Source organism: Vibrio profundum (genome assembly GCF_050337555.1).
Classification (GTDB): Bacteria; Pseudomonadota; Gammaproteobacteria; order Enterobacterales; family Vibrionaceae; genus Vibrio; species Vibrio profundum.
Genome location: NZ_JAKJTA010000003.1, coordinates 514,657 through 539,139, shown reverse-complemented (window position 1 = coordinate 539,139; position 24,483 = coordinate 514,657). Strand labels below are relative to the sequence as shown.

21 protein-coding genes are annotated in these 24,483 nt (G+C 44.6%); 10 read left to right on the top strand and 11 right to left on the bottom strand.

Going from position 1 to position 24,483, the window contains the following annotated elements; genetic code table 11:
* Window positions 1–10: 10 nt before the first annotated feature.
* The gene (locus L4C34_RS02410; RefSeq protein WP_428787738.1) at window positions 11–808 is read right to left on the bottom strand and encodes an energy transducer TonB; all 798 of its coding nucleotides are present in this window, start codon (window positions 806–808) and stop codon (window positions 11–13) included.
* A 99-nt stretch (window positions 809–907) separates the two neighbouring features.
* Between L4C34_RS02410 and L4C34_RS02405 the strand changes: the two genes are divergently transcribed.
* Window positions 908–2,929: a TonB-dependent hemoglobin/transferrin/lactoferrin family receptor gene (locus L4C34_RS02405; RefSeq protein ID WP_428787737.1), complete on the top strand. Its 2,022-nt coding sequence runs from the start codon at window positions 908–910 to the stop codon at window positions 2,927–2,929.
* 30 nt (window positions 2,930–2,959) lie between these two features.
* On the top strand, window positions 2,960–3,703 hold the full coding sequence (locus L4C34_RS02400; RefSeq protein WP_428787736.1) for a HugZ family pyridoxamine 5'-phosphate oxidase: 744 nt from the start codon (window positions 2,960–2,962) through the stop codon (window positions 3,701–3,703).
* A gap of 245 nt (window positions 3,704–3,948) precedes the next feature.
* Here L4C34_RS02400 and L4C34_RS02395 read toward each other — a convergent pair whose 3' ends face one another.
* On the bottom strand, window positions 3,949–4,869 hold the full coding sequence (locus tag L4C34_RS02395) for an EamA family transporter (RefSeq protein WP_428787735.1): 921 nt from the start codon (window positions 4,867–4,869) through the stop codon (window positions 3,949–3,951).
* Window positions 4,870–4,962: 93 nt separating this feature from the next.
* On the opposite strand from L4C34_RS02395, the gene L4C34_RS02390 reads away from it, so the two are divergent.
* Window positions 4,963–6,360, top strand: a complete 1,398-nt coding sequence (locus tag L4C34_RS02390) for an aminotransferase-like domain-containing protein (RefSeq protein WP_428787734.1) — start codon at window positions 4,963–4,965, stop codon at window positions 6,358–6,360.
* Window positions 6,361–6,366: 6 nt separating this feature from the next.
* On the opposite strand, the gene L4C34_RS02385 is transcribed toward L4C34_RS02390, so the two are convergent.
* The 3 genes from L4C34_RS02385 to L4C34_RS02375 all read right to left on the bottom strand — a co-directional run bounded on the left by L4C34_RS02385 (window position 6,367) and on the right by L4C34_RS02375 (window position 10,043).
* Entirely contained in the window at window positions 6,367–6,768 is a 402-nt protein-coding gene (locus L4C34_RS02385; RefSeq protein ID WP_428787733.1) for a hypothetical protein, read from the bottom strand.
* A gap of 197 nt (window positions 6,769–6,965) precedes the next feature.
* Window positions 6,966–8,396 carry a PepSY-associated TM helix domain-containing protein gene (locus L4C34_RS02380; protein WP_428787732.1) on the bottom strand — a complete coding sequence of 477 codons (1,431 nt, stop codon included), beginning with the start codon at window positions 8,394–8,396 and terminating at the stop codon, window positions 6,966–6,968.
* Between the two features lie 219 nt (window positions 8,397–8,615).
* On the bottom strand, window positions 8,616–10,043 hold the full coding sequence (locus L4C34_RS02375; RefSeq protein WP_428787731.1) for a sugar porter family MFS transporter: 1,428 nt from the start codon (window positions 10,041–10,043) through the stop codon (window positions 8,616–8,618).
* Window positions 10,044–10,896: 853 nt separating this feature from the next.
* Between L4C34_RS02375 and L4C34_RS02370 the strand changes: the two genes are divergently transcribed.
* Window positions 10,897–11,688 (top strand): ABC transporter permease, encoded by a 792-nt coding sequence (locus L4C34_RS02370; protein WP_428787730.1) that lies wholly within the window; start codon window positions 10,897–10,899, stop codon window positions 11,686–11,688.
* 530 nt (window positions 11,689–12,218) lie between these two features.
* Here the strand turns inward: L4C34_RS02370 and L4C34_RS02365 are convergent.
* The gene (locus tag L4C34_RS02365) at window positions 12,219–12,422 is read right to left on the bottom strand and encodes a hypothetical protein (RefSeq protein ID WP_428787729.1); all 204 of its coding nucleotides are present in this window, start codon (window positions 12,420–12,422) and stop codon (window positions 12,219–12,221) included.
* A gap of 305 nt (window positions 12,423–12,727) precedes the next feature.
* The gene (gene traT, locus L4C34_RS02360; protein WP_428787728.1) at window positions 12,728–13,459 is read right to left on the bottom strand and encodes a complement resistance protein TraT; all 732 of its coding nucleotides are present in this window, start codon (window positions 13,457–13,459) and stop codon (window positions 12,728–12,730) included.
* A gap of 308 nt (window positions 13,460–13,767) precedes the next feature.
* Here traT and L4C34_RS02355 point away from each other — a divergent pair, with 308 nt between their 5' ends.
* The 3 genes from L4C34_RS02355 (at window position 13,768) to L4C34_RS02345 (ending at window position 15,432) form a co-directional block, all read left to right on the top strand.
* Entirely contained in the window at window positions 13,768–13,998 is a 231-nt protein-coding gene (locus tag L4C34_RS02355; RefSeq protein ID WP_428787727.1) for a TIGR02647 family protein, read from the top strand.
* A gap of 42 nt (window positions 13,999–14,040) precedes the next feature.
* Entirely contained in the window at window positions 14,041–14,973 is a 933-nt protein-coding gene (locus L4C34_RS02350; RefSeq protein ID WP_428787726.1) for an NAD-dependent epimerase/dehydratase family protein, read from the top strand.
* Window positions 14,974–15,075: 102 nt separating this feature from the next.
* The gene (locus L4C34_RS02345) at window positions 15,076–15,432 is read left to right on the top strand and encodes a YibL family ribosome-associated protein (protein WP_428787725.1); all 357 of its coding nucleotides are present in this window, start codon (window positions 15,076–15,078) and stop codon (window positions 15,430–15,432) included.
* A gap of 121 nt (window positions 15,433–15,553) precedes the next feature.
* Here the strand turns inward: L4C34_RS02345 and L4C34_RS02340 are convergent, their stop codons facing one another.
* Window positions 15,554–16,462, bottom strand: a complete 909-nt coding sequence (locus L4C34_RS02340) for a DMT family transporter (protein ID WP_428787724.1) — start codon at window positions 16,460–16,462, stop codon at window positions 15,554–15,556.
* 101 nt (window positions 16,463–16,563) lie between these two features.
* Here L4C34_RS02340 and L4C34_RS02335 point away from each other — a divergent pair, with 101 nt between their 5' ends.
* Window positions 16,564–17,358, top strand: coding sequence for an AraC family transcriptional regulator (locus tag L4C34_RS02335; RefSeq protein ID WP_428787723.1), 795 nt, complete (start codon window positions 16,564–16,566; stop codon window positions 17,356–17,358).
* Window positions 17,359–17,518: 160 nt separating this feature from the next.
* Here the strand turns inward: L4C34_RS02335 and clpA are convergent, their stop codons facing one another.
* Together clpA and clpS are read right to left on the bottom strand one after the other, a co-directional pair.
* Window positions 17,519–19,786, bottom strand: a complete 2,268-nt coding sequence (gene clpA / locus L4C34_RS02330) for an ATP-dependent Clp protease ATP-binding subunit ClpA (RefSeq protein WP_428787722.1) — start codon at window positions 19,784–19,786, stop codon at window positions 17,519–17,521.
* Between the two features lie 38 nt (window positions 19,787–19,824).
* Complete coding sequence (clpS, locus tag L4C34_RS02325) at window positions 19,825–20,145, bottom strand: ATP-dependent Clp protease adapter ClpS (protein WP_428787721.1); 321 nt, start codon at window positions 20,143–20,145, stop codon at window positions 19,825–19,827.
* Window positions 20,146–20,620: 475 nt separating this feature from the next.
* Between clpS and cspD the strand changes: the two genes are divergently transcribed.
* Window positions 20,621–20,842 (top strand): cold shock domain-containing protein CspD, encoded by a 222-nt coding sequence (gene cspD, locus L4C34_RS02320; RefSeq protein WP_428787720.1) that lies wholly within the window; start codon window positions 20,621–20,623, stop codon window positions 20,840–20,842.
* Between the two features lie 272 nt (window positions 20,843–21,114).
* Here cspD and L4C34_RS02315 read toward each other — a convergent pair whose 3' ends face one another.
* Complete coding sequence (locus L4C34_RS02315) at window positions 21,115–23,337, bottom strand: NADP-dependent isocitrate dehydrogenase (RefSeq protein ID WP_428787719.1); 2,223 nt, start codon at window positions 23,335–23,337, stop codon at window positions 21,115–21,117.
* 298 nt (window positions 23,338–23,635) lie between these two features.
* Here L4C34_RS02315 and L4C34_RS02310 point away from each other — a divergent pair, with 298 nt between their 5' ends.
* Window positions 23,636–24,328: a pseudouridine synthase gene (locus L4C34_RS02310; RefSeq protein WP_428787718.1), complete on the top strand. Its 693-nt coding sequence runs from the start codon at window positions 23,636–23,638 to the stop codon at window positions 24,326–24,328.
* Window positions 24,329–24,483 lie beyond the last annotated feature (155 nt).

Genomic DNA, 24,483 nt, shown 5'->3' with positions numbered 1-24,483 from the left:
CCTAAATCTATTACCCTAAAGAAAAGCGGATGGGAATCGTCACTTGTGAAGGGACTGGATGGCCGTTACTTTGATAAGCGATGAATTGCCATTTCTTAACTGCGGCTAACGCTGAACGGTCTAAGCTGCGATATCCAGAAGAATGAAGCACCGTAATATTGGTTTTATTGCCTTTATTATCGAGCACGACACGTACCAACACCTCCCCTTCACGGCCAAAACGGCGTGCTGAATTTGGGTATATAGGTGGGACTGGCTGAGATTTAAAGGCTGGAGCCGTATTTACGGCAGGCTCACTCTGGCTACCTAACTGGCCAGCTTGTTGCGCAGCTGATGATGCTGGCGATGATGAATTCGGTCTATTTACCTTAGGCTCCACCGCCGATTGAGGATGAGATTTTGCATCGGTTTTTTCAGCCGGCTTAGAACGGGATACTGGGTGACGAGTCGCCATCTCATCCTTAGTCCGCTTTTCTAATTGATCTTGCGGCTTACTCGCAATCCGCCCATGCCTTACCACTGGCTGGCGCGCCACGGACGGTGCAGGTGGCGATTTTTTTGTGATCGTTTGATTCACTACCTGCTTTGGATTCTTCCCTGCCACTGACTCTCTAGAAGTAGCGATCTGAACCGATGAAAAGTTGGATAAAGAAACCACATTCAAAGAACCTAACTTTCCTCCGTGCGTGTGTTTCTGCGCCACTCCCATCAGAAGCAGCAGGTGAATAGACAGTGATACCAACAGTATCACCCCAAAACTTCGGTTATTGATAATCTCACTCATAACGTAAATAGGAACACTTATCATTTGCATTATCATTTAGGTTGGGGCTATTATACGGCCCGTCTTTGGTAATGCAATTGATTTACTCAATTCTATTTAATGGAAAAAATTGAAGGTAATTTCATGAACCGCAAAAAAGTAACTCAGGTTTCCGCTCTTATGCTCCTGTCTTCTGCTGAGTTAATGCAGGTGAGCCACGCTGCTTCCCCGACTGTCCAACCCAATTTAGACAGCAACGTGGTATTCGATACCATTGAAGTTTCTGCCACTCGCGAAAACGCGACCGACAGCAGTACTCTTTATCCAGTGGATCACATTAGTCACGAACAAATTGAACAAACTCAGCCCCAATCAGTGGCTGCGGCATTAAAGTATCAGCCTAACCTCAGCTTTGATGGCGGGCCAAGGCCTGCAGCGCAAGAGCCCGTGATTCGTGGTTTATCAGACGATCGCGTGTTACAAGTCGTCGATGGTGCGCGTCAAACTTACAATTCAGGTCACACTGGCACCTATTTCATCGATCCAGCACTGATTGATTCGATTCAAGTATTAAAAGGCCCAGGCAGTGCGATTTGGGGTAGCGGCGCCGTCGGCGGCGTGGTGGCAGTCAATACAAAATCGCCACAAAAACTGCTAGAAGCGGGTCAAAAGGTGGGTGGCTATGTTGAACAAAGCTACCAATCAGTCAATCAGCGCTGGTTGACCAATGGCGCAGCTTATGGAAAGCAAGACGATTACGACTGGCTGTTTAATGGCTACTATAGTGATGCAGGAGATGTGAAAGACGGTCACGGTACAGAGTTACAAAACTCCGGCGCAGAAACGAAAGGGTTTTTGGCTAAAACTGGCATTCAGTTGACGCCAGCGCAGCGCATTGAAATATCCGCCCGCCTTGCGCACAACAATGAAGATAGCCCCATAAACCCAAGCAGCACTGAAAATCCGAACAGCAACTACATCGTAGGGATGAAAACGGATGCATTTAATACCACGGTCAACTATAGCTTAAACCCTGAAGACAACGATTTAATCAATACTCAAGGAACCCTGTACTACAACGACATCAAAGTCGACAGCTCGCGTACCACGACCACCCAGCATGACACGACTCGCAATCGCACTTTAGGGCTCAATGCCATCAACCATTCTAAAGTGAAAAATCTGGATATTTCTGTCGGCACAGATGGCTATCAAGAATTGACCAACGGGACGCGCGATACCACATCGTCTTCTTTCCGACCAAGTATTCCCGATGCGACGACTCGCACCGTTGGCCTGTTCTCGCGAGTGCGTTGGGATTTCGCTGAGAATTGGACACTAGAGCCTGCACTTCGCTATGACTACTGGCGTACTCACGCCGATTACACCGATAGTAATCAGCAAGCCGCCCACGCCCGCCGTAGCGATTCAGCACTCTCGCCGAGCGCTGCATTAAGCTGGCAAACCACCCACTGGTTACAATTAACCGCGCGTTATGATGAAGCCTTCCGCGCGCCAACCGCAGAAGAACTCTACACTGGCGGCTATCACTTCCCCGGTAACGAGTTCATTGCGAACCCCGATCTGCAACCAGAGAAAGCAAAAAACAAAGAGCTGGATGCCAATATGGCCTTCGGGGATTTACTGGGCGACGATCAACTCACAGTGAAAGCGTCGATGTTCCGCAATGATGTCGATGACTTCATTAACACCATTGTCGATATCAGCGGCGGAACCACCAGTTATCAGAACGTTAGTAACGCACGTCTAACTGGCTACTCGATTGCCACGGATTACCAAATTCATGATACGGGGATGGGGCTTAGCTACGGCCAAGTAAAAGCGGAAAGCAATGATGGTAGCACCATTGATTCTATTCCAGCGGACAAGTGGGTTGCTCACTTCGATCAAGGTTTTATGAATAACCTTGTCAAAGTCGGTGCCAAAGTAACCTATACCGAATCAACGACTCAAGATAGCCAGTATTACCGTGACTACACCATCGCCGATCTTTACTCCAGCTGGAAAGAAGCCTTCGGAGCCAAACCGCTAACACTCACCTTTGGTATCGATAACTTGACTGATCAATACTACATCCCTGCTCCTCAAACACTGGCTCAGCCGGGACGTAACTTTAAACTTAGCGCGCGCTACACCTTTAAATAACTCATTAAAAATAATCAAAGGGAAATAATTATGAATAAGACAATCGTTAATGACGCTCGCCGATATATGCGTGAGTCTCGCCAATGCGTAATTTCAACCGTTTCTAGAAAGCTAAAAGATTATCCATTTGGCTCAGTCGCACCTTTCATCTCAAGCTATGAAGGCAAGCCCGTCATTTACATCAGTGACATTGCTCAGCACACCAAAAACATGAAAAGCCATAACAAGGTAAGTCTAACCATTTTCGGCGATCCGAAATCTAATGACGACCAAAATCAGAACGCGCGCGTAACCATCATGGGCGATGCCAAGCTACTAGACAAAGAAGCGAGCGCCCAGATACGCCAACGTTTTTTGCAGCAATTTCCACAATATGTCGACTACCCTATCGATCATGGCTTTAATTTCTGGGTCATAGAGCCGCAATTGGTGCGCTATATCGGTGGGTTTGCGCAAGCTTATTGGATCGAAAAGAAAGACTGGCTGCTGCCTACCCCAGACTGGAATTCACAAGCCGAACTTGAAATGGCTGAGCACATGAACCTTGATCATGTCGATGCAATGAAAGTGCTGTTAACCGCACTAAACCGCACACCTGAAAAGTCGATTGCCATGACAGGCATTCAACCCGACGGCTGTTACATTCGTAATGGCAGCCAATCGACCTATCATGAGTTTAAAGAATTTGCTATGACGTCCAAGGACGTGAAAGACCAGCTGATACAAAAAATCGCGCAAGCCCGACATGCCTGTGCCAACACAGTAGAAGCATAAATCTCCATAGCGCCATATAAATAGTGAATTTTCCATTTACCACCAAGCCTTGTTATGGCCCTCGACATAGCAAGGTTTTTTTCATTCCTCGGGTTTACATTTGTTACAGCGAGCAGTAAGAACTTATTCGTTAACTTTGTCAGATAAGACTTTGCCAACTAGCTATCGCCTCGGCTCAACCATTTGATGCATTCAAAAAGCTCCCACAAACAGACTCTACTAATACCTTTTGAAGTGGTAAGTGGTCAAGATTTATAGTTTCCGGATTCAAAAGCTTTTCCTTGGGAGGTGATTGATGTTTCGACTTGTTGCGATCGAATAGGCTTAACTATCAAACCTATACCAAGGATAAACAAACCTGAGGCCGCAATTTGCATCTGGGATAACACCTCACCAAAGACAAAATAACCACTAATCAACGCAAAAATAGGCACCAGTAAGGTCATTGGCATCACGCTACTAAGCGGGTATTTCAGCAACATTCGATTCCATACCCAATAACCAAATAGTGTGGTCGGATAGACTTGAAAAAACAGTGCCGATGAGGTCGACAGATCCCAGACTTGAACCGCATGGAATACTATCTGTTTGCCATGTAATAACACCGCGAGCAAGATTAACGGCGCAGGTGCGAACAACATTCCCCACACATTAAAAGCGAATATCTGCCTTGTATTCGCCAGCTTGACAATCACTCCTACCAACGTCCAGCTAATGGCAGAGATCCCGATTAAAGCAAGCCCAGATTCCGTTACGTTTCCTGTATTCGAAGCCACCATAATCACTAAAGCGACCAGTGAAATCAATGAACCGACCAGCTTGTTCTTAGATAACCGCTCGCGGAAAAAAATCACCCCAACAGCGATGCCTAGCATCACATTAGATTGCAGTAAAATAGAGGATATGCCGGATGACAACCCTGCCGTTATTGACCATGCCGCGATGCCCCAAACTCCCATCCCAAAGAGCACGCCGTAACCTATTAAATAACGCCATTGCACGTTCGGTTTAGGGATAAAGAACACCATCGGTAGTGAAGCCAACATAAACCTTATCGCCGTCACCAATAATGGATCTACCTCACTTGCCGTGAGCTTAATCATTGAAAAATTAACACCCCAAATCGTCATGACCAACAGGGTTAACAAAAAATCTTTTCTACTCATCACACCTTCCTCTAGTTTTTTTGAGTATCACTTGAGCCCCAAAAAGAGTACAGATACACTTTTAACAACAAATTAGAGTACAGATGAAACAGCATGAGTCTTTACAAACAACTTGCCGCGCAGATAGCTGGGTATATTGAAGACAATAAGTTACAACGTGGCAGCCGCCTTCCATCACTTCGCCAATTAGCTAAGCAACACTCCATTAGCATCACAACGGCGGTGCATTGCTATCAAGAATTAGAGTCATTGGGTCTTATCAAAGCTAAGCCTCAAACGGGCTATTATGTCGTAGAAAAATCCAGCTCACTCCCTGCTCCGACATGGAGCCAGTTTGCAAGCCACATCACGGTCCCTCGTGCCAGCCCAATCACGACTCACCACCATAGTGGCCCGCTAGGCGTTTCTGGTTCAGCGCTCACCGATAGCGAACAAACTGAACTCGAACGCAGCTTCCGTCGTGTCATGCAACGCATCGCTCACCGGCTGTCTAGTTATCCCAGTAGCCAAGGGGAGCAAGGGCTTAGGCTAGCACTTGCCAATCATTTCTCAGAGCTTGGTATTGCCTGTAAAGAGCATGATTTTGTGGTGACCTCAGGTTGTATGTCTGCAATGAAAACTGCGCTTGAAGTGTGTAGCGAACAAGGTGATGCGGTCGCGATAAGCTCCCCCTGTTTTAACGGAACGTTGGAATTGCTGCATGTACTCAAACGAAAGATAGTCGAAATCCCATCTCTAGAAGATGGTATCGACCTTGATCAACTGGAGGACCACTTCAAATGTGGACGTGTGAAAACAGGCGTGTTTTGTACCTCACACATGAACCCTCAAGGCATTACCATGTCGCCCAAGCAAAAGCAGCGTCTGGCACGATTAGCCAATCAATATCAAGTGCCTATCATTGAAGATGATGTGTATTTGGAGTTGTCGTATTCGGCACATTGTCCCCTACCAGCTAAATATTATGATGATGGCGGATATATTTTTTGGTGTGGTTCGGTGTCGAAAAGTCTGTCTCCGAGTTATCGGGTAGGTTGGTGCATACCCGGCCGATTTAGAGAGCAATACCATCAACATTTCGCGGCAGGCTGCTACGGCGTATCGACTCCGGTTCAGCTCGCTCTCGCTGATTTTATCGATTCTGGTCAATACGCTAAACTTCTCAAAGCCAAACGAACACGCTTACTTGAGCAGCGTGAACAATACCTAACCTATCTTGCTCGACGCCTCCCCAAAGGCACCAAAGTCAGTAACCCACAAGGTGGCTTTGTAGTTTGGGTACAAATACCTTCTCTAAACGGGAAAAACCTCGCAGACGAATTGGCCGAGAACCAAGTAGACGTAAGACTAGGAACATTATTTACTACGCTCAATCTCTATGATGATTGTTTACGCATCAACATTGGCCATCCATTGGAAGGGAATGCAAAATCTGAATTAGATAAGCTGCTCAGCGCAATCAAAAAAAGTGTGGTTAGTGAACAGGAATAAAAGGGGTTAGCAGTAAAATTCTTCAACTTTATCTAAGCAAGCTTGGTAGGCTTCATCATAGTCAAAAAACACCAAATAGTTAGACGTTTCTATTTTGCTATCGAGGGTAAAATCCTGCAATTTTCGCGATAAAACTACGGCCAGCAGCACACAGCCATTATTCAGCATCCACTCGGTTTGACGATTATTGGTTTCCCAAGAATCTTCTGATGAGCCTAGCCATTGCCGACAGTCGTGTAACAAGACCCAAGGTTTAATGGTATTGTTCTGGTCGGACTCTAGATGCTCGACCACCTCTTCGAACCACGTGAGACTGTATTCATTATTCGTCGCACCAATCACGGTCGAATGGATGAGATGATTTTCACAACGAATGACTGATTCACCATGAATATTACGCCTTTTCACAGCCTAACTCTCCTTTTACCGTCTCTATTGCTGTTCACATCGCTCCATTTAATCTTAGTTAACAGACAGCAGTTCGACTAGGCGTGTTAAGCGACCGAACTATACAAGTACTCTATTGTAGCAAGGGCGGAAACAACCAAATGCAACCGCCCTTTTCGACATGAGTATGTCTACTCTATCTGTTAGTTAGATAGCGTCTAGCTATACCAACGCTTAAGAGCTGGAATCCTAGACAATACTAGGATATCGGCCAGTACCACGGCTATCATGGCAAAGCCACCCAATGGAAATAGCGCGCCAAACCCAATAAAGATCACAATCGTACCCCACCAAATTTTTTGATTTTTTGGTACTGGCGGTGGATTTAGTCGAGTAGACGAACGAGGGCGGCGCAGCCACCACATCACAATGGCGCTTACACACATAAAGATAACGCCGAGGCAAAATACGGTGTTGAATGCCTTGTTCCATCCGCCCATATTACCTTTGTGGAAAGCAATACCCGCAGCCATAGAACGTGCCATTGGTCCATACATTCCCCAGCCAATATCCGCTAAAACTTTGCCCGAATATTGGTCGATATGAACAGTACGATCATTCTCTGGGTTCGCAATATCGCCATGCACTGTATTAGCAGAGAGTGTATATACCCCTGTTTGGCTTTGTGGCAAGCTCAAAGTGTAGTGAGTCAGCCCGATTTGTTTCGCATACGCCACGACAGAATCTAGATTCACGGGCCCAGTGATTCCGCTGTCCCCTTTTTTCGAACCTGACTTCGGCATTGGTGTCAGCGCCACTCCCCAAGGGACTTCTTTTTGCCCTGCAATATTTAAAGAAGCATGGGTCGTATCAGACAAAGGAACTTGCTTAAACATTTGCGCAGGTAAGCTGCTCCATGCTTGGACCAACTTTTGTCCCCAAATATTGGTCCAAGAAAGGCCTGATACTAAGAAAAACAGTAGGACGGCAAATCCGTAGAAACCGACACTGGCATGCAAGTTTTTCCAAACTGAACGGCCATTGCCATTAGAAAATGGCCAAACAAATGTTTTGGCGTTTTGTTTATCGCGTGGCCACCACAGATATAGACCTGAGAATACTAATAACACGCCTAAGCTCGCCGCGATCTCGAGTAAATGATTACCTGTATCACCAATAAGGAGAGTGCCATGAATAGCGTTGGCCCAGCCATACCATGTATGCGTCATATCAAATGCGCTGGTGACTTGGTCAGTATAAGGGTTGATATTGACGCTAAGGTTTCGCCCATCGACAGTGGCAATAAAAAACTGATTCACATCACCAGCCGTTGCACCCGGAACAAACTGAAGAATATGAGCATTAGGATAAGCCGCTTCAACCGATGCCATTTGACTCAAAGGTGAGCTGACGTGGGATTGAACGGGTACATGCAAGGTATCGGAATGCAACCACTCGGCAACGTTGTTGCCATATAACATGGCCAATCCGCTCAAGCTTAGAACGAGTAAAAACGGCAGAACATACACACCAGCAAAAAAATGCCAACGCCACACTGCTAAATAACGCATCCGACTTACATGCTGGTTGTCTCTACTCCCCTCTTTATCCGCCGCTTTCTCTGTACCTGCCACCGTTTGGTCTAACATATTCTTCCTTTAGGTTGTAACAACTAACTGCGGCAGTAGGTTACAGAATGCGTGATTATTTACAACTCTAATAATAAGAACAAAGTGATTTGATGTCATTATATGTTGTCAGAACAAATTGATAGGACCATACATTGAAAGTCTTGCCACTAAATAACACGCAAAAAAAAGAGCAGATAAACTGCTCTTCTCTTCATGTTAACTATATTTCTAAGTCAATTATTTTTGACCTAATTTTGATAACGCTACGCCATCCATCAGGTTTTTCTCAATCTTCTCTAAGCTCACACCTTTTGTCTCTGGGATTAGAGCCATAGTGACAAATAGGAACGCTAGGTTTAGCGCCGCGTATAACCAGAATGTTGGAGCATTGCCGAGCACTTTAAGGAAAGTTAGGAATGTCGCGCCGACAATCATGTTCGCAATCCAGTTCGTTGCCGTACTGACTGTGATACCGAAATCACGCGCTTTCAGCGGTTGGATTTCAGAACATAATACCCAAATCAGTGGGCCAGCACTCATTGCGAAACCAATGATGAACACAAGTAATACGAATGCAGCGAAGTATTGCTCAACTTGAGTGGCAACGCCCATGTGTAGCAGCATGCCTAGGATTGCCATGGCTGCGGCCATTACAAGGAAACCAAGTTTGAGAACTGGTTTACGACCCCATTTATCCACTAAACCAATCGCAATAAAGGTTGCAAACACGTTCACCAAGCCAACAATAACCGTACCCCACATTTGTTGCTCTGTGGTCGCAAAGCCAGCAATTTTAAATATGCGCGGCGCGTAGTACATGATGACGTTCATACCAGTAAACTGCTGCATGACCTGCAGAACAATACCTAGATATACAGCTCGGCGACAGTTTTTATTTGATACAAACAGAGACCAGCCACTTTGCTTCACTTTCAAGCTTTCACGAATTGAATCCAACTCTTTGCTTGCAGTAACGCTACAGCCACGAAGTAATTCTAATACTTCTTTTGCTTCAACATGACGATTTTTCAACGCCAACCAACGAGGGCTGCGTGGCAACATCATCACACCGATAAATAAGATAAGTGCAGGAATAGTAATAACACCCAACATCCAACGCCATTCGCCTGTGTAGCTAAATGCAGTGTCAGTAACGAAAGCCGCGACGATACCGATAGTGATCATCAACTGATACATAGAAATCAAGCTACCGCGAAGACGCTGTGGTGCAATTTCAGAAAGATAAAGCGGGGCAGTAAAAGAGGCAACACCAACGGCAACACCAAGCGCAACACGGAAAAAGATGAGCACTTCTTGAGTCATCGCGAGTGCACAGCCTAAAGAACCAACCGAAAATAAAATTGACGCCACGACTAGGCTATATTTACGACCAAATTTATTCGATAGTGGGCCAGAACCAATAGCGCCAACCGCGGCACCAAACATCATTGAGCTCACTACCCATTCTTGCGCACTGGTGCTCAAACCAAACTCTTTAGCCACAAATGGAAGCGCACCTGAGATAACGCCGATATCCAATCCAAATAATAAGCCCGCTAGAGCCGCAATCACACAAGCGATAAATACGTGCCGGTTTAACCCGCCGTCTTCGTGTATTGAAGATGATTCGCCATTGGTACTTCTGTCAGTAATCACTGTTGCCATAATGGTGTCTCTTATTAGTATAAAATTAATCAGCTTTGCTATTAGTCGTTAAAGGAACCTGTTTAACGTTTTCCTAGACCCTGTTTTCGGGTTCGTCGGGCATAGCAAGCATACATGCGTAATGTTTAAATCGGACTATTGTGCTTGTGAGTAACTAAATCAAGTGTGTAGAAGAAGTACATTTCGTTCTGTAGATACACCGAGACTCAGTAAAAGCATCCTTTCCTTGTCACGTTACGAAACCGATTTGCAAAGCCTCATCTCTATGACTCCACTGGCAGCCTACCCGTGCTATCAGAGGAAAAGCATGGTAACGATTACATACACAATTGTGAATGATGAAGATCACAGACATAGATAAAACTATCAGAATTATGCCCAACATTGTGACAACAAGTAGAGCTTGTTAACCAGATGGAACAAGCTAGTAACAGGCTTAACAATGTAATTTGTACATATAATAGCCTTAATTAATTTACTAACTGAATTAATTAAGGCTGTAACAAAGCAGCAAGCAGAAATTAAAGATTTGCATCTTTTTACTCTAACCTAAGGAATATCGAGTACAAACAACAACAATAAAAACCATAAACAACTGAAATTCAAGGAGTAAAAAACAAAGCATGCACTGTAAACGATTACAAAATATCACCAAATTGGTGCATCATAAAAAAGTCCGATCAAGCTGCCCTATTTCGCTCCGCTTAGTACTTTATTTCCCGCAATGATTAACATACATTGATCTATTGATGCACAGCTATACTCACCGCTTTAGAGCATTGAAGCCTGGATTCACGCTCTAAAGGAGGCATCTTAAGTCACTGGGTATATAAACCAAAATAACGAGGTTCACGTGAACGATGTAATCAACCTTTCTTGGTGGCAACTGCTACTTTTTTCCTGCACCTTACTGATCCCATACGCAATCAACGTTCAGTTAAAGCTGAATCTCGGCAAAGATATCTTAGTCAGCGTGCTGAGAATGAGCCTGCAGCTCATATTGGTAGGTATCTATTTAGAGTATCTTTTCAAGATTAATAGCTTAACCATTAACTTGGTTTGGCTGACCGCTATGCTCGCCATTGGAGCCAGCTCTATTGTTAGCAAAAGTAACCTCCCTCAATCCAAAGTATTTGCTCCCGTTCTCGCTGGACTGTCGCTCGGACTGCTCCCTATTTTATCGCTCTGCGTACTAATCATCAGACCAAACCCGATTTATAGTGCCCAATATATTATCCCGTTAGCGGGTATGCTGCTGGGCAACAGCTTGAGCGGCAACATAGTCGCGCTACAAAATCTATTCACAGCACTACAAGAAAGGAAATCCGAATACGAAGGGGCGCTATCTTTGGGTGCGTCACCGCTGTACGCAACGCTACCTTTTGTGCGCTCAGCCTTACAAAAATCATTGGCACCCATCCTTGCCTCTATGACCACAACCGGACTCGTTACACTGCCCGGCATGATGACTGGTCAAATTTTAGGGGGAGCTAATCCACTCGTCGCAATCAAGTATCAGTTGTTAGTAATGATCGCTATTTTTGTCACCATGAGCATTTCAACCGCTGTCACCTTAAGGCTCGCCATCCCTTATACCATCAACAAAGAAGGCCGAGTGTTGGTTAAGCTGCGCTCAAATCATTAATTTTACCCACCAGTTAATAACAACAAAACCACAACAAACCAACCAAGATTGCAACATTCGCATAGTTACTATTCAATGTTGCAAAAAGAATGCATTACCCTTGGCCAATTCCCCTTTAAAGCCTTTGTGCATCTGACTTCCGGCAATCGAATTAAAGGCTCAACCACATGCTATCTAGTTGTAATGAAAGATATTTATCTATCCATCAGCGTGATGTGATGATATTTATTTATTATGTATAAAAATCATACTGCACGCTCACACATTAACTTGACATACGAGTAACCGAGACTTTCCCACTAGTTTGTCCACAGAAAATGTGGATAAAGTTTGGAAGCTATCAGAGCATTTCGTACTAAAAGTGATCTAAGACAGTTTGGCGAACCATTAAAGTGCAGATTAAAATTACATTTCCCTATTATGGGGAAATGGGTAAATTCCACTCTAAAAATAAATTCGTTGATATAAATTATATGGACCAGGAAGAGGAAACAATCACGTTGTTGGAAGGGATTAGGGTATTTACTTATCTAAAATGACTCGTCGATAAGTTGATAAGCAACTTTGATACGAGTAACAGCATTATGTAAGGAACTTTTCGACACGCCGAACTCAAGTGCAAGATCTGACTGCCGCTCATTAGTCATCAGGTGTCTTTTCGCCGCAATAAAAACGTTTGATTTGGTACTACGCCCTGTCAAACGCCCTATTACATCTATTTGAGTTTCTGTCATCAATTTTCCTCTCAAAAAAGCTCACGAAAGCTGTATCGCCAGCGAGCTTGATAGGCGACGAGTATAACTCACTATGCCAACACAAATTTTCGACAAATTGTAAAACTAGGTAAAACTGTTCGTCGCTAAACACTCATTGATAACTTACGTTAGCAATTCAATGTTCATAGAGTGTTATAAGAAAGTCATTCCCCTAAAAATGTAGAAAGGGATCACAGAAGGAAAGAAGCGCAGCTATAAGGCCGGGGAATTCAAACAAGCCCTACTGAAGAGGGCTTGTTGAGGATATTCGTAAAGGTTTCTACCTAAAATACACCAGAAATTGAAGAGGTAAGGCCATCAACCAGCGCAGGTTCAGCCTCAGGGAACTTCAAATTCATTTTGTTTGCATTCGAAACAATTCGAGTTTGATAACGCTTTTTGTTATCCATCTTCGTCAGTTTCGTGCTCGTAGAGCCCGCCGAACCATTATGTAAATTAGCAGACTCAACCGTTTTGAACTTCACTTTAGATTTCTCAACAATCCTTACATCTGTAATCATTGTATAGTTGGTGTCCTCCACTAATGCATCTGCAACAAGCCCGATAGCGCTGCCGATCAGCCCACCAGCGACAATAGAAGAGGAATGGGAAGAACTTGATGCAACGGCTAACGCACCTATAGCACCGCCACCTAAAGCCGCACCATAACCACTAGACAAGAACCCTTGAGAGTCACGTAGATCCATCTTATCTGCTTTCAAAATATTCGCTTGGATCCAGTAGTGAGCTTTGGTTGAACTCTTAATTACAGTGTATCCTTTCGCTTTCAGTTTGCGTGTAAGCTCTGGAACGATATCAAGCTTTTTGTCAGAAGTATTACGTATTTGAAGGTATACTGTATGCTCGCTATCCGGTACTGGGTCTAACCAAACTGTTTGAGACATCTGTGTTTTTACATCTAAGTTACGCTTTTTTACTGCCGTTGTTATAGCTGAACAACCAGATAACGATACTGCCGCTACTAGTGCCAAAATCACTGCTTTGGTTTTATTCACTTTATATACCTCATGGTATTAATTATTGTTTTTAGAGAGGGTTCGTTCTGATACCCTTCCTTTTCCTAGCCGATTCCTCAATGAGTTAGGTTCTATCGCCTAATGAAACCTATGTACTCATTTGCAGTGCCGATAATACATGTTTAAACATGTACCTTCAATTGATTGCTATCCGATATATCTACGCTAAATATGTGTAAATTGGATTGTTCGTATCAACGAATTTGCACCATACGACAGAAAATTGTGACAAAACCTGCCAAGATGTTTATTGACCGCAGAATAAGAAGACAAACAAGGACAAACCTATGACCCTTACTCAAGAACATCTCAACGAATTAAACTTACTGCTCCAATTCGACCTCAACAGTGCGGCAACCGGAATCAAAGTTCGCAGCGATGCACCTGACGATACACAGAAAGCAGCCAGTCAATTGTTTCATAAAGGTCTATGCACCCAACCAGATGGCGGGTATTTGACTGATGAGGGGATTGAAATTGCAGAACGCCTTGAACGAACTGCACGCCGCCTTGCATAACAATCACCTCAAGTGATCGCAATTTTATAAGGCTACAAATAAATGACGACCTTTACCGTCCTTGGCGCTGGCTGGCTGGGAAAGCCACTGGCGCTACATTTACATAACCTTGGTCACACCGTTTATGCGAGCCGAACCTCTAACCAAAGCGTGAAAGAACTCGACGACCTTGGTTTAAACGGCTTTGTTGCATCGGTGAATGCCGATGCTAACGACGTGCCGAATACCAGCTCTTCACTTGGAGATACGCTAGCATTGCAGGGCTGCGAAGTTCTTGTGGTATGTTTCCCACCTGGCACCCGTTCTAAGGACAAAGGCCGCTCATACGCAGCCAAATGGGAGAATTTGACTGCTCAATTGAAAACAATTGCACGTTTAGGGCAAAGTAGCGTCCGTAAAGTCATTATGATCAGTACCACTTCCGTCTACCCAAGCCCGGCTCAAGAGTATTGTGAGGAAGACGCTAACCTCAACTTAGCAGAAAGCTCAGAACTATTTTCCGTCAGTGCAAAGCGCATCCTGACGGCAGAGCAGCATTTAATTGATTCTAAACTGGAGTACGGCATCATCCGCTGCAGCGGCTTAATTGGCCCAGGCCGTCACCCTGCTCGTTTTGTCCGGCACTTAAAAACCGTCAGCCGCCAAGCGCCTGCCAATATGATCCATCTTGACGATGTCATCGGTGTTATTAAGCATATTTCTGACTTACCTGAAAGCACCATAGTCAACGCAACCTCCCCCGAGACAACCAATAAAGCCCATTTTTATCAAGCCGCGATCGAGTCCATCCAATCTGAACTACCTATTTATTCCGAGCCACTTATTCATGCAGAGCAACAGCTGCCAAGTACAACCGATACCGCCGACAAGCGAATTTTAGCGAATAAGCTCGTTGAGATAGGTTATCAATTTATCTATCCGCATACCCTAGCTGCATTGGAAGCGATCCCGGTTACTGGCACTTCCCAATCATAGTTATCTGCAACTAGCGCTAAACCGTACTTATTAAATGTATTTTTTTGAGCTTCGATACATAAAGGTGATATACTAGGCGGCCATATTTCGACCTAGAGCACCATGACCATGAAACAAGAAATTCAGCAGCTTAATAATCGATTAGATACTTGCAATCATAAGCTTTCTGCAGCAAGAGCTCGCAGAGATCAGGCCATGGTGACGCACTTTACTAACGAAATTGACAAAATCAACAAAAAAGTTGCACAGCTAAAGCATAAGCAAAGTTTTGATATGAATAAAGAGCGTAAATCGTTGCTTGATCTGCCTTTCTCTCGAGAAATCACCAAAGCTGAACAAGCCGACATGGGTAAACTGAAAAAGTCAGTACGTGGCCTAGTCATAGTTCACCCAATGACCAAAATTGGTAAAGAACTACGCATAGATGTCATGACAGGATATGCACCGAAAAAATTCTAATCAATCATCGTTCGTTATTAGAATAGGTGGAGTCACTACTCCACCTATTTCGCCATTACTCAATGACTTTTCAACGACACATCAGCCACGAACGAAGGCCACGCTCTACTACACCAATCTGCTAAGCAGCTCTGCGTCTCATCATCGTCAACCTTTTAAACAGCCACTCACCCGGAGCCTGAGTTAAACTCACGCCGAGCAAAATAATCGCGCCAGCAGCAAGCTGAATAGAACTCAATGTTTCGCCAAGTAACACATAGGCCATAATCGCGCTAAGAATGGGTAAGAAGTTCATAAAAATTGATGCTTTCGGCGCTCCCAACAAAGCCACCCCTCTCATCCAACAATAAGGGGCACCAAGCGAGGCAATGACGCCCGCGTAACCTACCAAGCCTAACGCGTGAGAGTTAAAGCTGTGCTCACCAAATGCCCAAAATATCGGCGAAAGTAGCAATATCGTGCACAGTACCTGCACATTTAGCGACACCCACACTGGCAATGCAATTGAACTTTGCCAATGCTTAAGTAGCAAGCTATAAAATGCATAGCACAGCACTGCGATAATCATCCAACCTTCTCCAACAGCAATATGCTCATGAAATAGATTCACTGGAGAGCCTTTGCTAACAAAGATAGACACGCCCAGTAACGAAATCACCGCGCCTGTTGTCCCTATAGCCGAAATATTTTGCTTAAAGATCAAACGCCCTAATACTAAAGTAAATACTGGAAATAGCCCTAAGATTACCCCAGATTGACCTGCATTGATCGAAAGCGCCGCAACATAAGCAATGCTTGGGTACAAAACCATGCCGAACAGTGACAAAACAAAAAGTTTGCCCAAGTTAGCAACGATTTGCTGTCGATTGCGCCTAAGCGCGGGCCAGCACATCGGGGTCAAAACTAATCCTGCGACTAGCCAACGATAAAAGGAAATGTCGCCTGGGACAATAACGCCCACTGCCATTCTGTTTACCAGCATATTTCCAGACCATATCATCACGGCAATGAACGGAAATAGTGTTTGCATGTCAATTACTCATATTAATCAATCGTGGCGACAGGATAGCGTGTCTGCTACTATCTAGATAATGAATATCAGACAAATGATAGCTAGTATCAGACAAGATTATGACGATAGGCCCGACCACAATCCCAATGACAGCACCGCTTTGTTTTCAATACGAAGAGTTTAAAAACACTTCTGAAACCATAAATCACAGCCATCAATGGGGGCAATTTAACACTATTGATCAGGGAGTTATGGAAATTAATGTCAGTGAGAGGCTTCTAATTTCTCCTTGCGATCATGCGATTTGGATTCCACCAAACATTGAACACCAAAGTCAGTATAAGCAAGCTCAACGCTATTGTTCGATTTATATAGAACCAGAACACGCACTGAGAATGCCTTCTGATCCCTGCATCGTCGCGATTGATCCAGTAAGCAAAAGTATCCTAGGACAATTTTCCGCCTGGGGCACTAATCATATTGATGGCCATCGTGAGCAGAGACTAGCACATGTGCTGATTGACCAATTCAGTCACGCACCCACCATGCCAGATTTTTTGCCCAACAGCCAAGATAAGCTACTCGCCCCCATACTGACTGAACTGCAACAAAATCCGGCGGACAAGCGTACTCTCAAAGAATGGGCCAGTGTTGCTTATACCACAGAGAGAACCCTTGCCCGTCGCTGTAAAAAAGAGCTTAATATGACGTTCAACGACTGGAAACAGCGCTTACTGTTTATCACTGCTTTAAGAATGCTAAAACAGTCGACTTCGGTACAAGATATCGCATTTGAGCTCGGTTATAGCTCGTCGTCAGCCTTTATCGCCATGTTTAGACGCCATGCTGGTACCTCTCCCGAACAATACACCCGTCAGTGGCACCATGTTCCTGCAGCGCTGAGCGAGCACTAAAAAGCCAGCGTCGACGACGCTGGCTTTTGCTTATGAGTTTATTGAGTTGTTGGCTGATGACTTGTCGGTCTATGGGCTTATTTAGCAATAGCTTTGTTAAGCCGTAGTTTTGTTAAGCCATAGTCTTGTTAAGTCATAGATAACTAGTCGCTAAAACCAATTAGTGAAAAGCTTCTTCTTTCTCACCTAGGTATTTAAATTTCAACTCATCTTTTTCAACGGAGACTTTCACCGTACCGCCGTTCACTAGCACACCAAATAACAACTCGTTCGCAAGCGGCTTTTTCACCTGCTCTTGAATAACCCGTGCCATAGGTCGTGCACCCATCGTTTTGTCATAACCTTTCGTTGCTAACCAATGGCGAGCATCTTCAGACAACTCAAGCGATACTCCACGTACATCCAATTGAGCTTGCAGTTCGACAATAAACTTGTCGACCACCTGATGGATGACGTTTTCATCTAGGCTATTAAACCAAATGATATTGTCTAAACGGTTACGGAACTCAGGGGTAAAGACTTTCTTGATCACCGACATCGCATCATGACTATGATCTTGCTGAATCAAACCAATAGATTGCTTCACAGTCTCTTGAACACCAGCGTTAGTGGTCATCACCAAAATCACATTACGGAAATCAGCTTTTCGGCCGTTATTGTCCGTTAGCGTACCGTTATCCATCACTTGTAGCAGCAAGTTGAATATATCTGGGTGAGCTTTCTCAATTTCATCCAGCAGCACGACAGAGTGAGGATGCTTGATAACGGAGTCAGTAAGCAAACCACCTTGATCATAGCCAACGTAGCCCGGAGGAGCACCAATTAAACGGCTCACCGAATGACGTTCACCATACTCAGACATATCAAAACGAAGCAATTCGATGCCCAATAATTTAGAAAGTTGCACCGTAACTTCAGTTTTACCAACCCCAGTTGGGCCTGCGAATAAGAATGAACCGACTGGCTTGTTATCTTCACCAAGGCCCGCGCGAGTCAACTTAATGGCTTCACTCAGTGAATCAATGGCTAAGTCTTGACCAAACACCAGCATCTTCATCTTGTCGTCTAGGCTCTTCAAAATATCTTTATCTGAAGAAGAGACAGACTTTTCAGGGATCCGAGCCATCTTGGCGACCATCGCCTCGATATCTCCAACGCTAACCGTTTTTTTACGGCGGCTCGCAGGAGCTAAACGACTTCTTGCTCCAGCTTCATCAATGACGTCAATGGCCTTATCTGGCAGGTGTCTTTCATTGATATATTTGGCAGAAAGCTCTACCGCAGCTCTCAATGCTTTGTTCGTGTATCGAACGGCATGGTGAGCTTCGTATTTTGGCTTCAAGCCAATCAGGATCTTAGTCGTGTCATCAAGTGATGGCTCAACAATATCAATCTTCTGGAAGCGACGAGAAAGTGCTCGCTCCTTATCAAATATATTGCTGTACTCTTGGTAAGTTGTCGAACCAATACAGCGTAATTTACCGCCGCTAAGAAGTGGCTTGATCAAGTTAGCCGCATCAACTTGCCCCCCTGATGCAGCGCCAGCACCGATGATAGTATGAATTTCATCGATAAATAATATTGCATCGTCTTCTTTTTCAAGCTGCTTCAAAATAGCTTTAAAACGCTTCTCGAAGTCGCCACGGTATTTGGTGCCAGCCAGCAATGAGCCGATATCTAGCGAGTAAATCACACTATTTTGAATGACATCTGGCACTTGGCCTTCAACAATGCGCCACGCTAGCCCTTCAGCAATCGCAGTTTTACCTACGCCAGCTTCACCCACGAGCAGAGGGTTATTTTTACGACGACGACACAGAACTTGGACAGTTCTTTCCAACTCTTTATCACGACCAATAAGGGGATCGATATTGCCTTGCTTAGCAACCATATTCAAATTGGTGGCAAAACTTTCCAAGCGCTCTTCGCTACTTCCCTCTTCAACGTTTTCGCTACTAAAGGAATCCGAAGCAGAATCTTCGTTTGAACTTGATGCTTTAGTAATACCGTGAGAAATGTAATTCACAATGTCGAGGCGGCTGATATCGTTCTTCTTCAGCAAATATGCAGCGTGAGATTCTTGCTCACTAAAGATGGCAACCAGTACATTCGCACCTGTCACTTCGCTACGTCCAGAAGATTGGACATGGAACACAGCACGTTGCAGCACACGTTGAAAGCTCAACGTAGGTTGCGTCTCACGGTTTTCATCATTATCTGGGATTAATGGTGTGGTTTGGTCAATGAATACGTCAAGTTCTTGACGCAGAGCATCAAGATCAGCTTGGCATGCACATAACGCTTCTCTAGCAGCATCGTTTTCAATTAACGCTAATAGGAGGTGTTCAACGGTCATAAACTCATGTCTTTTGTCTCGTGCACGGGCGAACGCGCCATTGAGACTCGACTCTAACTCTTTGTTCAGCATAGGTACCTCCTTAGAAAAACCTCACCTTCCGATAAGATTTAGACTTGCTCCATTGTACAAAGTAGCGGGTGCTCATTTTCCCTTGAGTGCGCCGTAACTTGTGCTACTTTGGTCTCCGCAACCTCTGCAGTATACGTACCACAGACTGCTTTTCCTTCGTAATGTACCCTGAGCATCACTTGCGTTGCTTGGTCTATGTCCATAGAAAAAAAGCGCTCAAGGATTTCGATAACAAAATCCATCGGAGTGTAATCATCGTTATTTAACAAAACGTTATACATCGCCGGTGGCTTAACTTTAGTCTTTTCTTTCTCCAGTAAATCTGAGTCTGGAGATACCCATTCAAATTGTTTGCTCATTGTTAATATATTATTCAACGTGTTGATCGGCCATATTTTATCACGTCATTGTGACGAACGTTTCACTATCCATTCTTATTTGGATAAGAAACCACCAGCTCTGTAAACACATCCCTTACTTAGAGCCTAATCCAGCAATGGTTGTGCTGCAAACTCTAAAGCGGCTGGATTCTATCGTACCTCGGTATCTCCTTGATTAAGAAGAACCCAATCACGCAATTCACAGATCAAGTCGTAAAGCCTGTAAAATTGTCGGCGATTACATATTTGCGTAAAAAAAACTTGACGAAACGACAAATATCAAGAATTTAATGCGGTTTTTCTATTGACTGTCGCCAATCATTGACTAAATTGGTCAACATGATGAATATAAATTAGATAAATATCATTTATGTATTCATCACTAGATTCAATCCAACTCATTGGATGGATCTGGCAATAACATCGGTAATAGTATACATGAGGGATGTATAGCATGGCGACAGGTACAGTAAAGTGGTTTAACAATGCCAAAGGGTTTGGCTTCATCTGCCCTGAAGGAGAAGACGGCGACATCTTCGCTCATTATTCGATTATTCAAATGGATGGCTACAGAACCCTAAAAGCAGGGCAACAAGTCTCCTACGAAGTTGAACAGGGCCCTAAAGGTTTCCATGCCAGCTATGTTGTCCCGATAGAAGGCCAAGCCTTAAAGTGATGTCGCGCTGACGGCACCTCGTCACGCAATCCACTAAGCTGTGCACGACCAAATTAGTCACTGCCTAGGTGAGACATGACCTAAATCGTTTAAGCGGATAAGCGGATAAGCGGATAAGCGGATAAGCGGATAAGCGGATAAGCGGATAAGCGGATAAGCATAAATTGTGTATTGCATCGCACGAACAATTAAACCTTCTCTATGAAAAAACCCGCGTGATGCGGGTTTTTAGTATAAGCGATCGCTTAGGTTAATCGATTCTAGCTAGTCAGCTAGTCGATTATGGCGTTTAGTGTCGCACTTGCACGCATTAGAGGTGAAGCAAGGTTAAACTCTAATGCGTAGTAACCGCCAAGCTCACCAGCAATACCTTGGGCGCTGTTCAGTTCGGCTACGATTGTCTCTTCGTTGTCTGCTAGTGCGTTGGCTACAGAGGCAAATTCTTGCGCAAGTTCTGCATCTGCCTTTTGCTCTGCTAACGCTTTTGCCCAATACGCTGCCAAATAGTAATGGCTACCACGGTTGTCCAGCTCACCCACTTTTCTAGATGGAGACTTGTTCTTGTCTAAGAATTCGCCCGTTGCTTTGTCTAACGCATCCGCTAGAACCTGAGCTTTGCCATTGCCTGTAGTCACGCTTAAGTGCTCTAGTGACGCAGCCAGTGCTAGGAATTCACCCAGAGAATCCCAACGTAGATGATTCTCTTTCTCTACCTGTTGAACGTGTTTTGGCGCAGAGCCGCCTGCTCCCGTTTCAAATAAACCGCCTCCGTTCATCAACGGTACGATTGACAACATCTTCGCAGATGTACCCAATTCCAAAATGGGGAACAAGTCCGTTAAGTAATCACGTAATACGTTACCCGTGACTGAAATAGTATCTAGGCCAAGCTTAATGCGCTGCAATGAGAACTCGCATGCTTCTACTGGCGCAAGTACTTTAATTTCCAACCCCTTCGTATCATGTTCAGCCAAATAAGTGTTTACTTTTTTGATTAACTGAGCATCGTGAGCTCGCTGATCGTCGAGCCAGAAAATCGCAGGAACACCGGTGGCACGCGCACGATTTACAGCAAGCTTAACCCAATCTTGGATTGGTGCATCTTTCACTTGGCACATGCGGAAAATATCGCCTTCAGCCACTTCTTGCTCGAGCAAGGTAGTACCCGCTGTATCAATTACACGGACACTGCCTGCAGCATCTAGAATGAAGGTTTTGTCATGCGAACCGTACTCTTCTGCTTTTTGCGCCATCAAACCAACGTTTGGCACACTGCCCATCGTCGTAGGGTCGAATGCGCCATGCTCTTTACAGAAATCAATCACTGTTTGGTAGATACCTGCGTAGCTTCGGTCAGGAATCATCGCCTTAGTATCTTGCTGCTTGCCATCTGGGCCCCACATTTGGCCAGACGAGCGCAACATAGCTGGCATAGAGGCATCCACTATAATGTCGCTTGGTACATGTAAGTTGGTAATACCGCGATCTGAATCGACCATTGCGAGTGGCGGCTGTGTTGAGTAGACAGCTTCAAGAGCGGCTTCAATCTCTTCTTTTTCCGCTTGTGGCAAAGTCGTGATTTTCGCGTAAACATCGCCAATGCCGTTGTTTACATCTACGCCTAGGCTATCAAACACGTCTGAGTATTTGGCGAACACGTCTTTGTAGTAAACTTTAACCGCGTGACCAAAAATCACTGGGTCCGACACTTTCATCATGGTCGCTTTCATGTGCAAAGAAAGTAATACACCTTGCGCTTTCGCTTCTTCAATTTGCTTTTCGAAAAACTCAACCAAAGCGGCTTTACTCATTACCGAGCAATCTATGATTTCTTTATCTTGCAGTGGAAACGCCGCTTTTAGCTCGGTTGCTTGACCATCTTTGCTAACAAACTCAATTTTCACTTGAGTTGCGCCGGCAACCGTCACCGATTTTTCACTGCCGAAAAAGTCATTGCCTGCCATGCTGGAGACGTGAGACTGAGAACCTGCGTCCCACGCACCCATTGAATGCGGGTTTTTCTTCGCGTAATTCTTCACAGATAACGGAGCACGACGGTCAGAGTTACCTTCACGAAGCACAGGGTTTACTGCGCTGCCTTTGATTTTATCGTAGGTTTCTTTAATAGCGGTTTCAGTCGCGTTCGCAGGCTCTTCTGGATAGTTAGGTAATGCATAACCTTTTTGCTGCAATTCGTTGATTGCTGCCTTCAGTTGAGGCACAGACGCAGAGATGTTTGGCAGTTTTATGATATTGGCTTGCGGCGTTTTCGCCAGCTCACCTAATTCAGCCAGTGCATCACCGATCTTTTGATTTTCTTTTAAATACTCTGGGAAGTTTGCAATAATACGCCCAGCTAGAGAAATATCTCGAGTTTCAACCTCTATACCTGAAGACGCAGTGAATGACTGAATAATCGGAAGTAGAGAATACGTCGCAAGCGCAGGTGCTTCATCGGTAATAGTGTAAATGATGGTAGGTTTTTCTTTAGACATGAAGTTTCCCTATTGTTCTAGCAACACCTATCTGGTGCGAGTAAATATGTTCGGTCTATGCGCCAACATAACGACGCGCTTTCCGGTAGCCGACTCGTGTTTCTAAGCGACTTTAAATACCTTAACAGACTCCTGAACCAATCCATGAGTCTGGGTCATCTATAATTAAACAAAACAAAGGCAAGAGTCTATTTCGTTACTCAATGTTCGTGTTTATAGGCGCGCACAGTCTAGCTCATAAATATAGCTCAATATACTTTTGTACACAGAATGTTTACTTTTTTGCAGGTTAGTTAACATGTCGACTCGTTCGAACTCCAATTTTTCTCGCTCTACACACCAGAAACAAAAAAACAGTATGAAACGCACCGATCGCCGCTCAAACGACGTTCATGGCCAACCACATAGAAGAAAAGCGCCAGCAAAAAGCAAACCTTCTTTGCCACTTAGCGAACGCAAAGTAATTATATTCAATAAGCCCTTCGATACACTGAGCCAGTTTACCGATGGTGATGGTAGAAAAACGCTTGCTGACTACATTGCAGTGAAAGATGTCTATGCCGCTGGCCGACTCGATCGGGACAGTGAGGGGCTACTCGTGCTCACCAACGACGGTATACTGCAAGCCAAGCTCACTCAGCCGTCTTCCAAGTCGCCAAAAACTTATTGGGTACAAGTAGAAGGTGCGCCAAATGAAGAAGAACTGGATAAGCTACGCAGCGGTGTAGAGCTCAAAGACGGAATGACCTTGCCAGCAAAAGTCAGCGTGATGCACGAGCCAGAATTGTGGCCGCGTAATCCCCCCGTTCGATTCCGCGCGAATATCCCGACCACCTGGCTAGCAATCACCATTATTGAAGGACGTAATCGCCAAGTCAGGCGTATGACTGCGAACATTGGTTTTCCTACGTTGAGATTAGTGCGTTACTCAGTGGGCTCTATCGAGCTGGGTGATTTACCTCTCGGTGAGTGGAAAGAGATCCAACTGTAACCTGCCGTATAAATCCCCTACGCTACACTTGCACTGAATTCAAACAAAACGCTGAGAAATTCGTCAATTTTTCAGCGTCGAATAAAATCTCAATAATGAATACCAATACTGTGATTTAATTCTAACTAACAGCCTAATAAGACTAAAGTCTACCA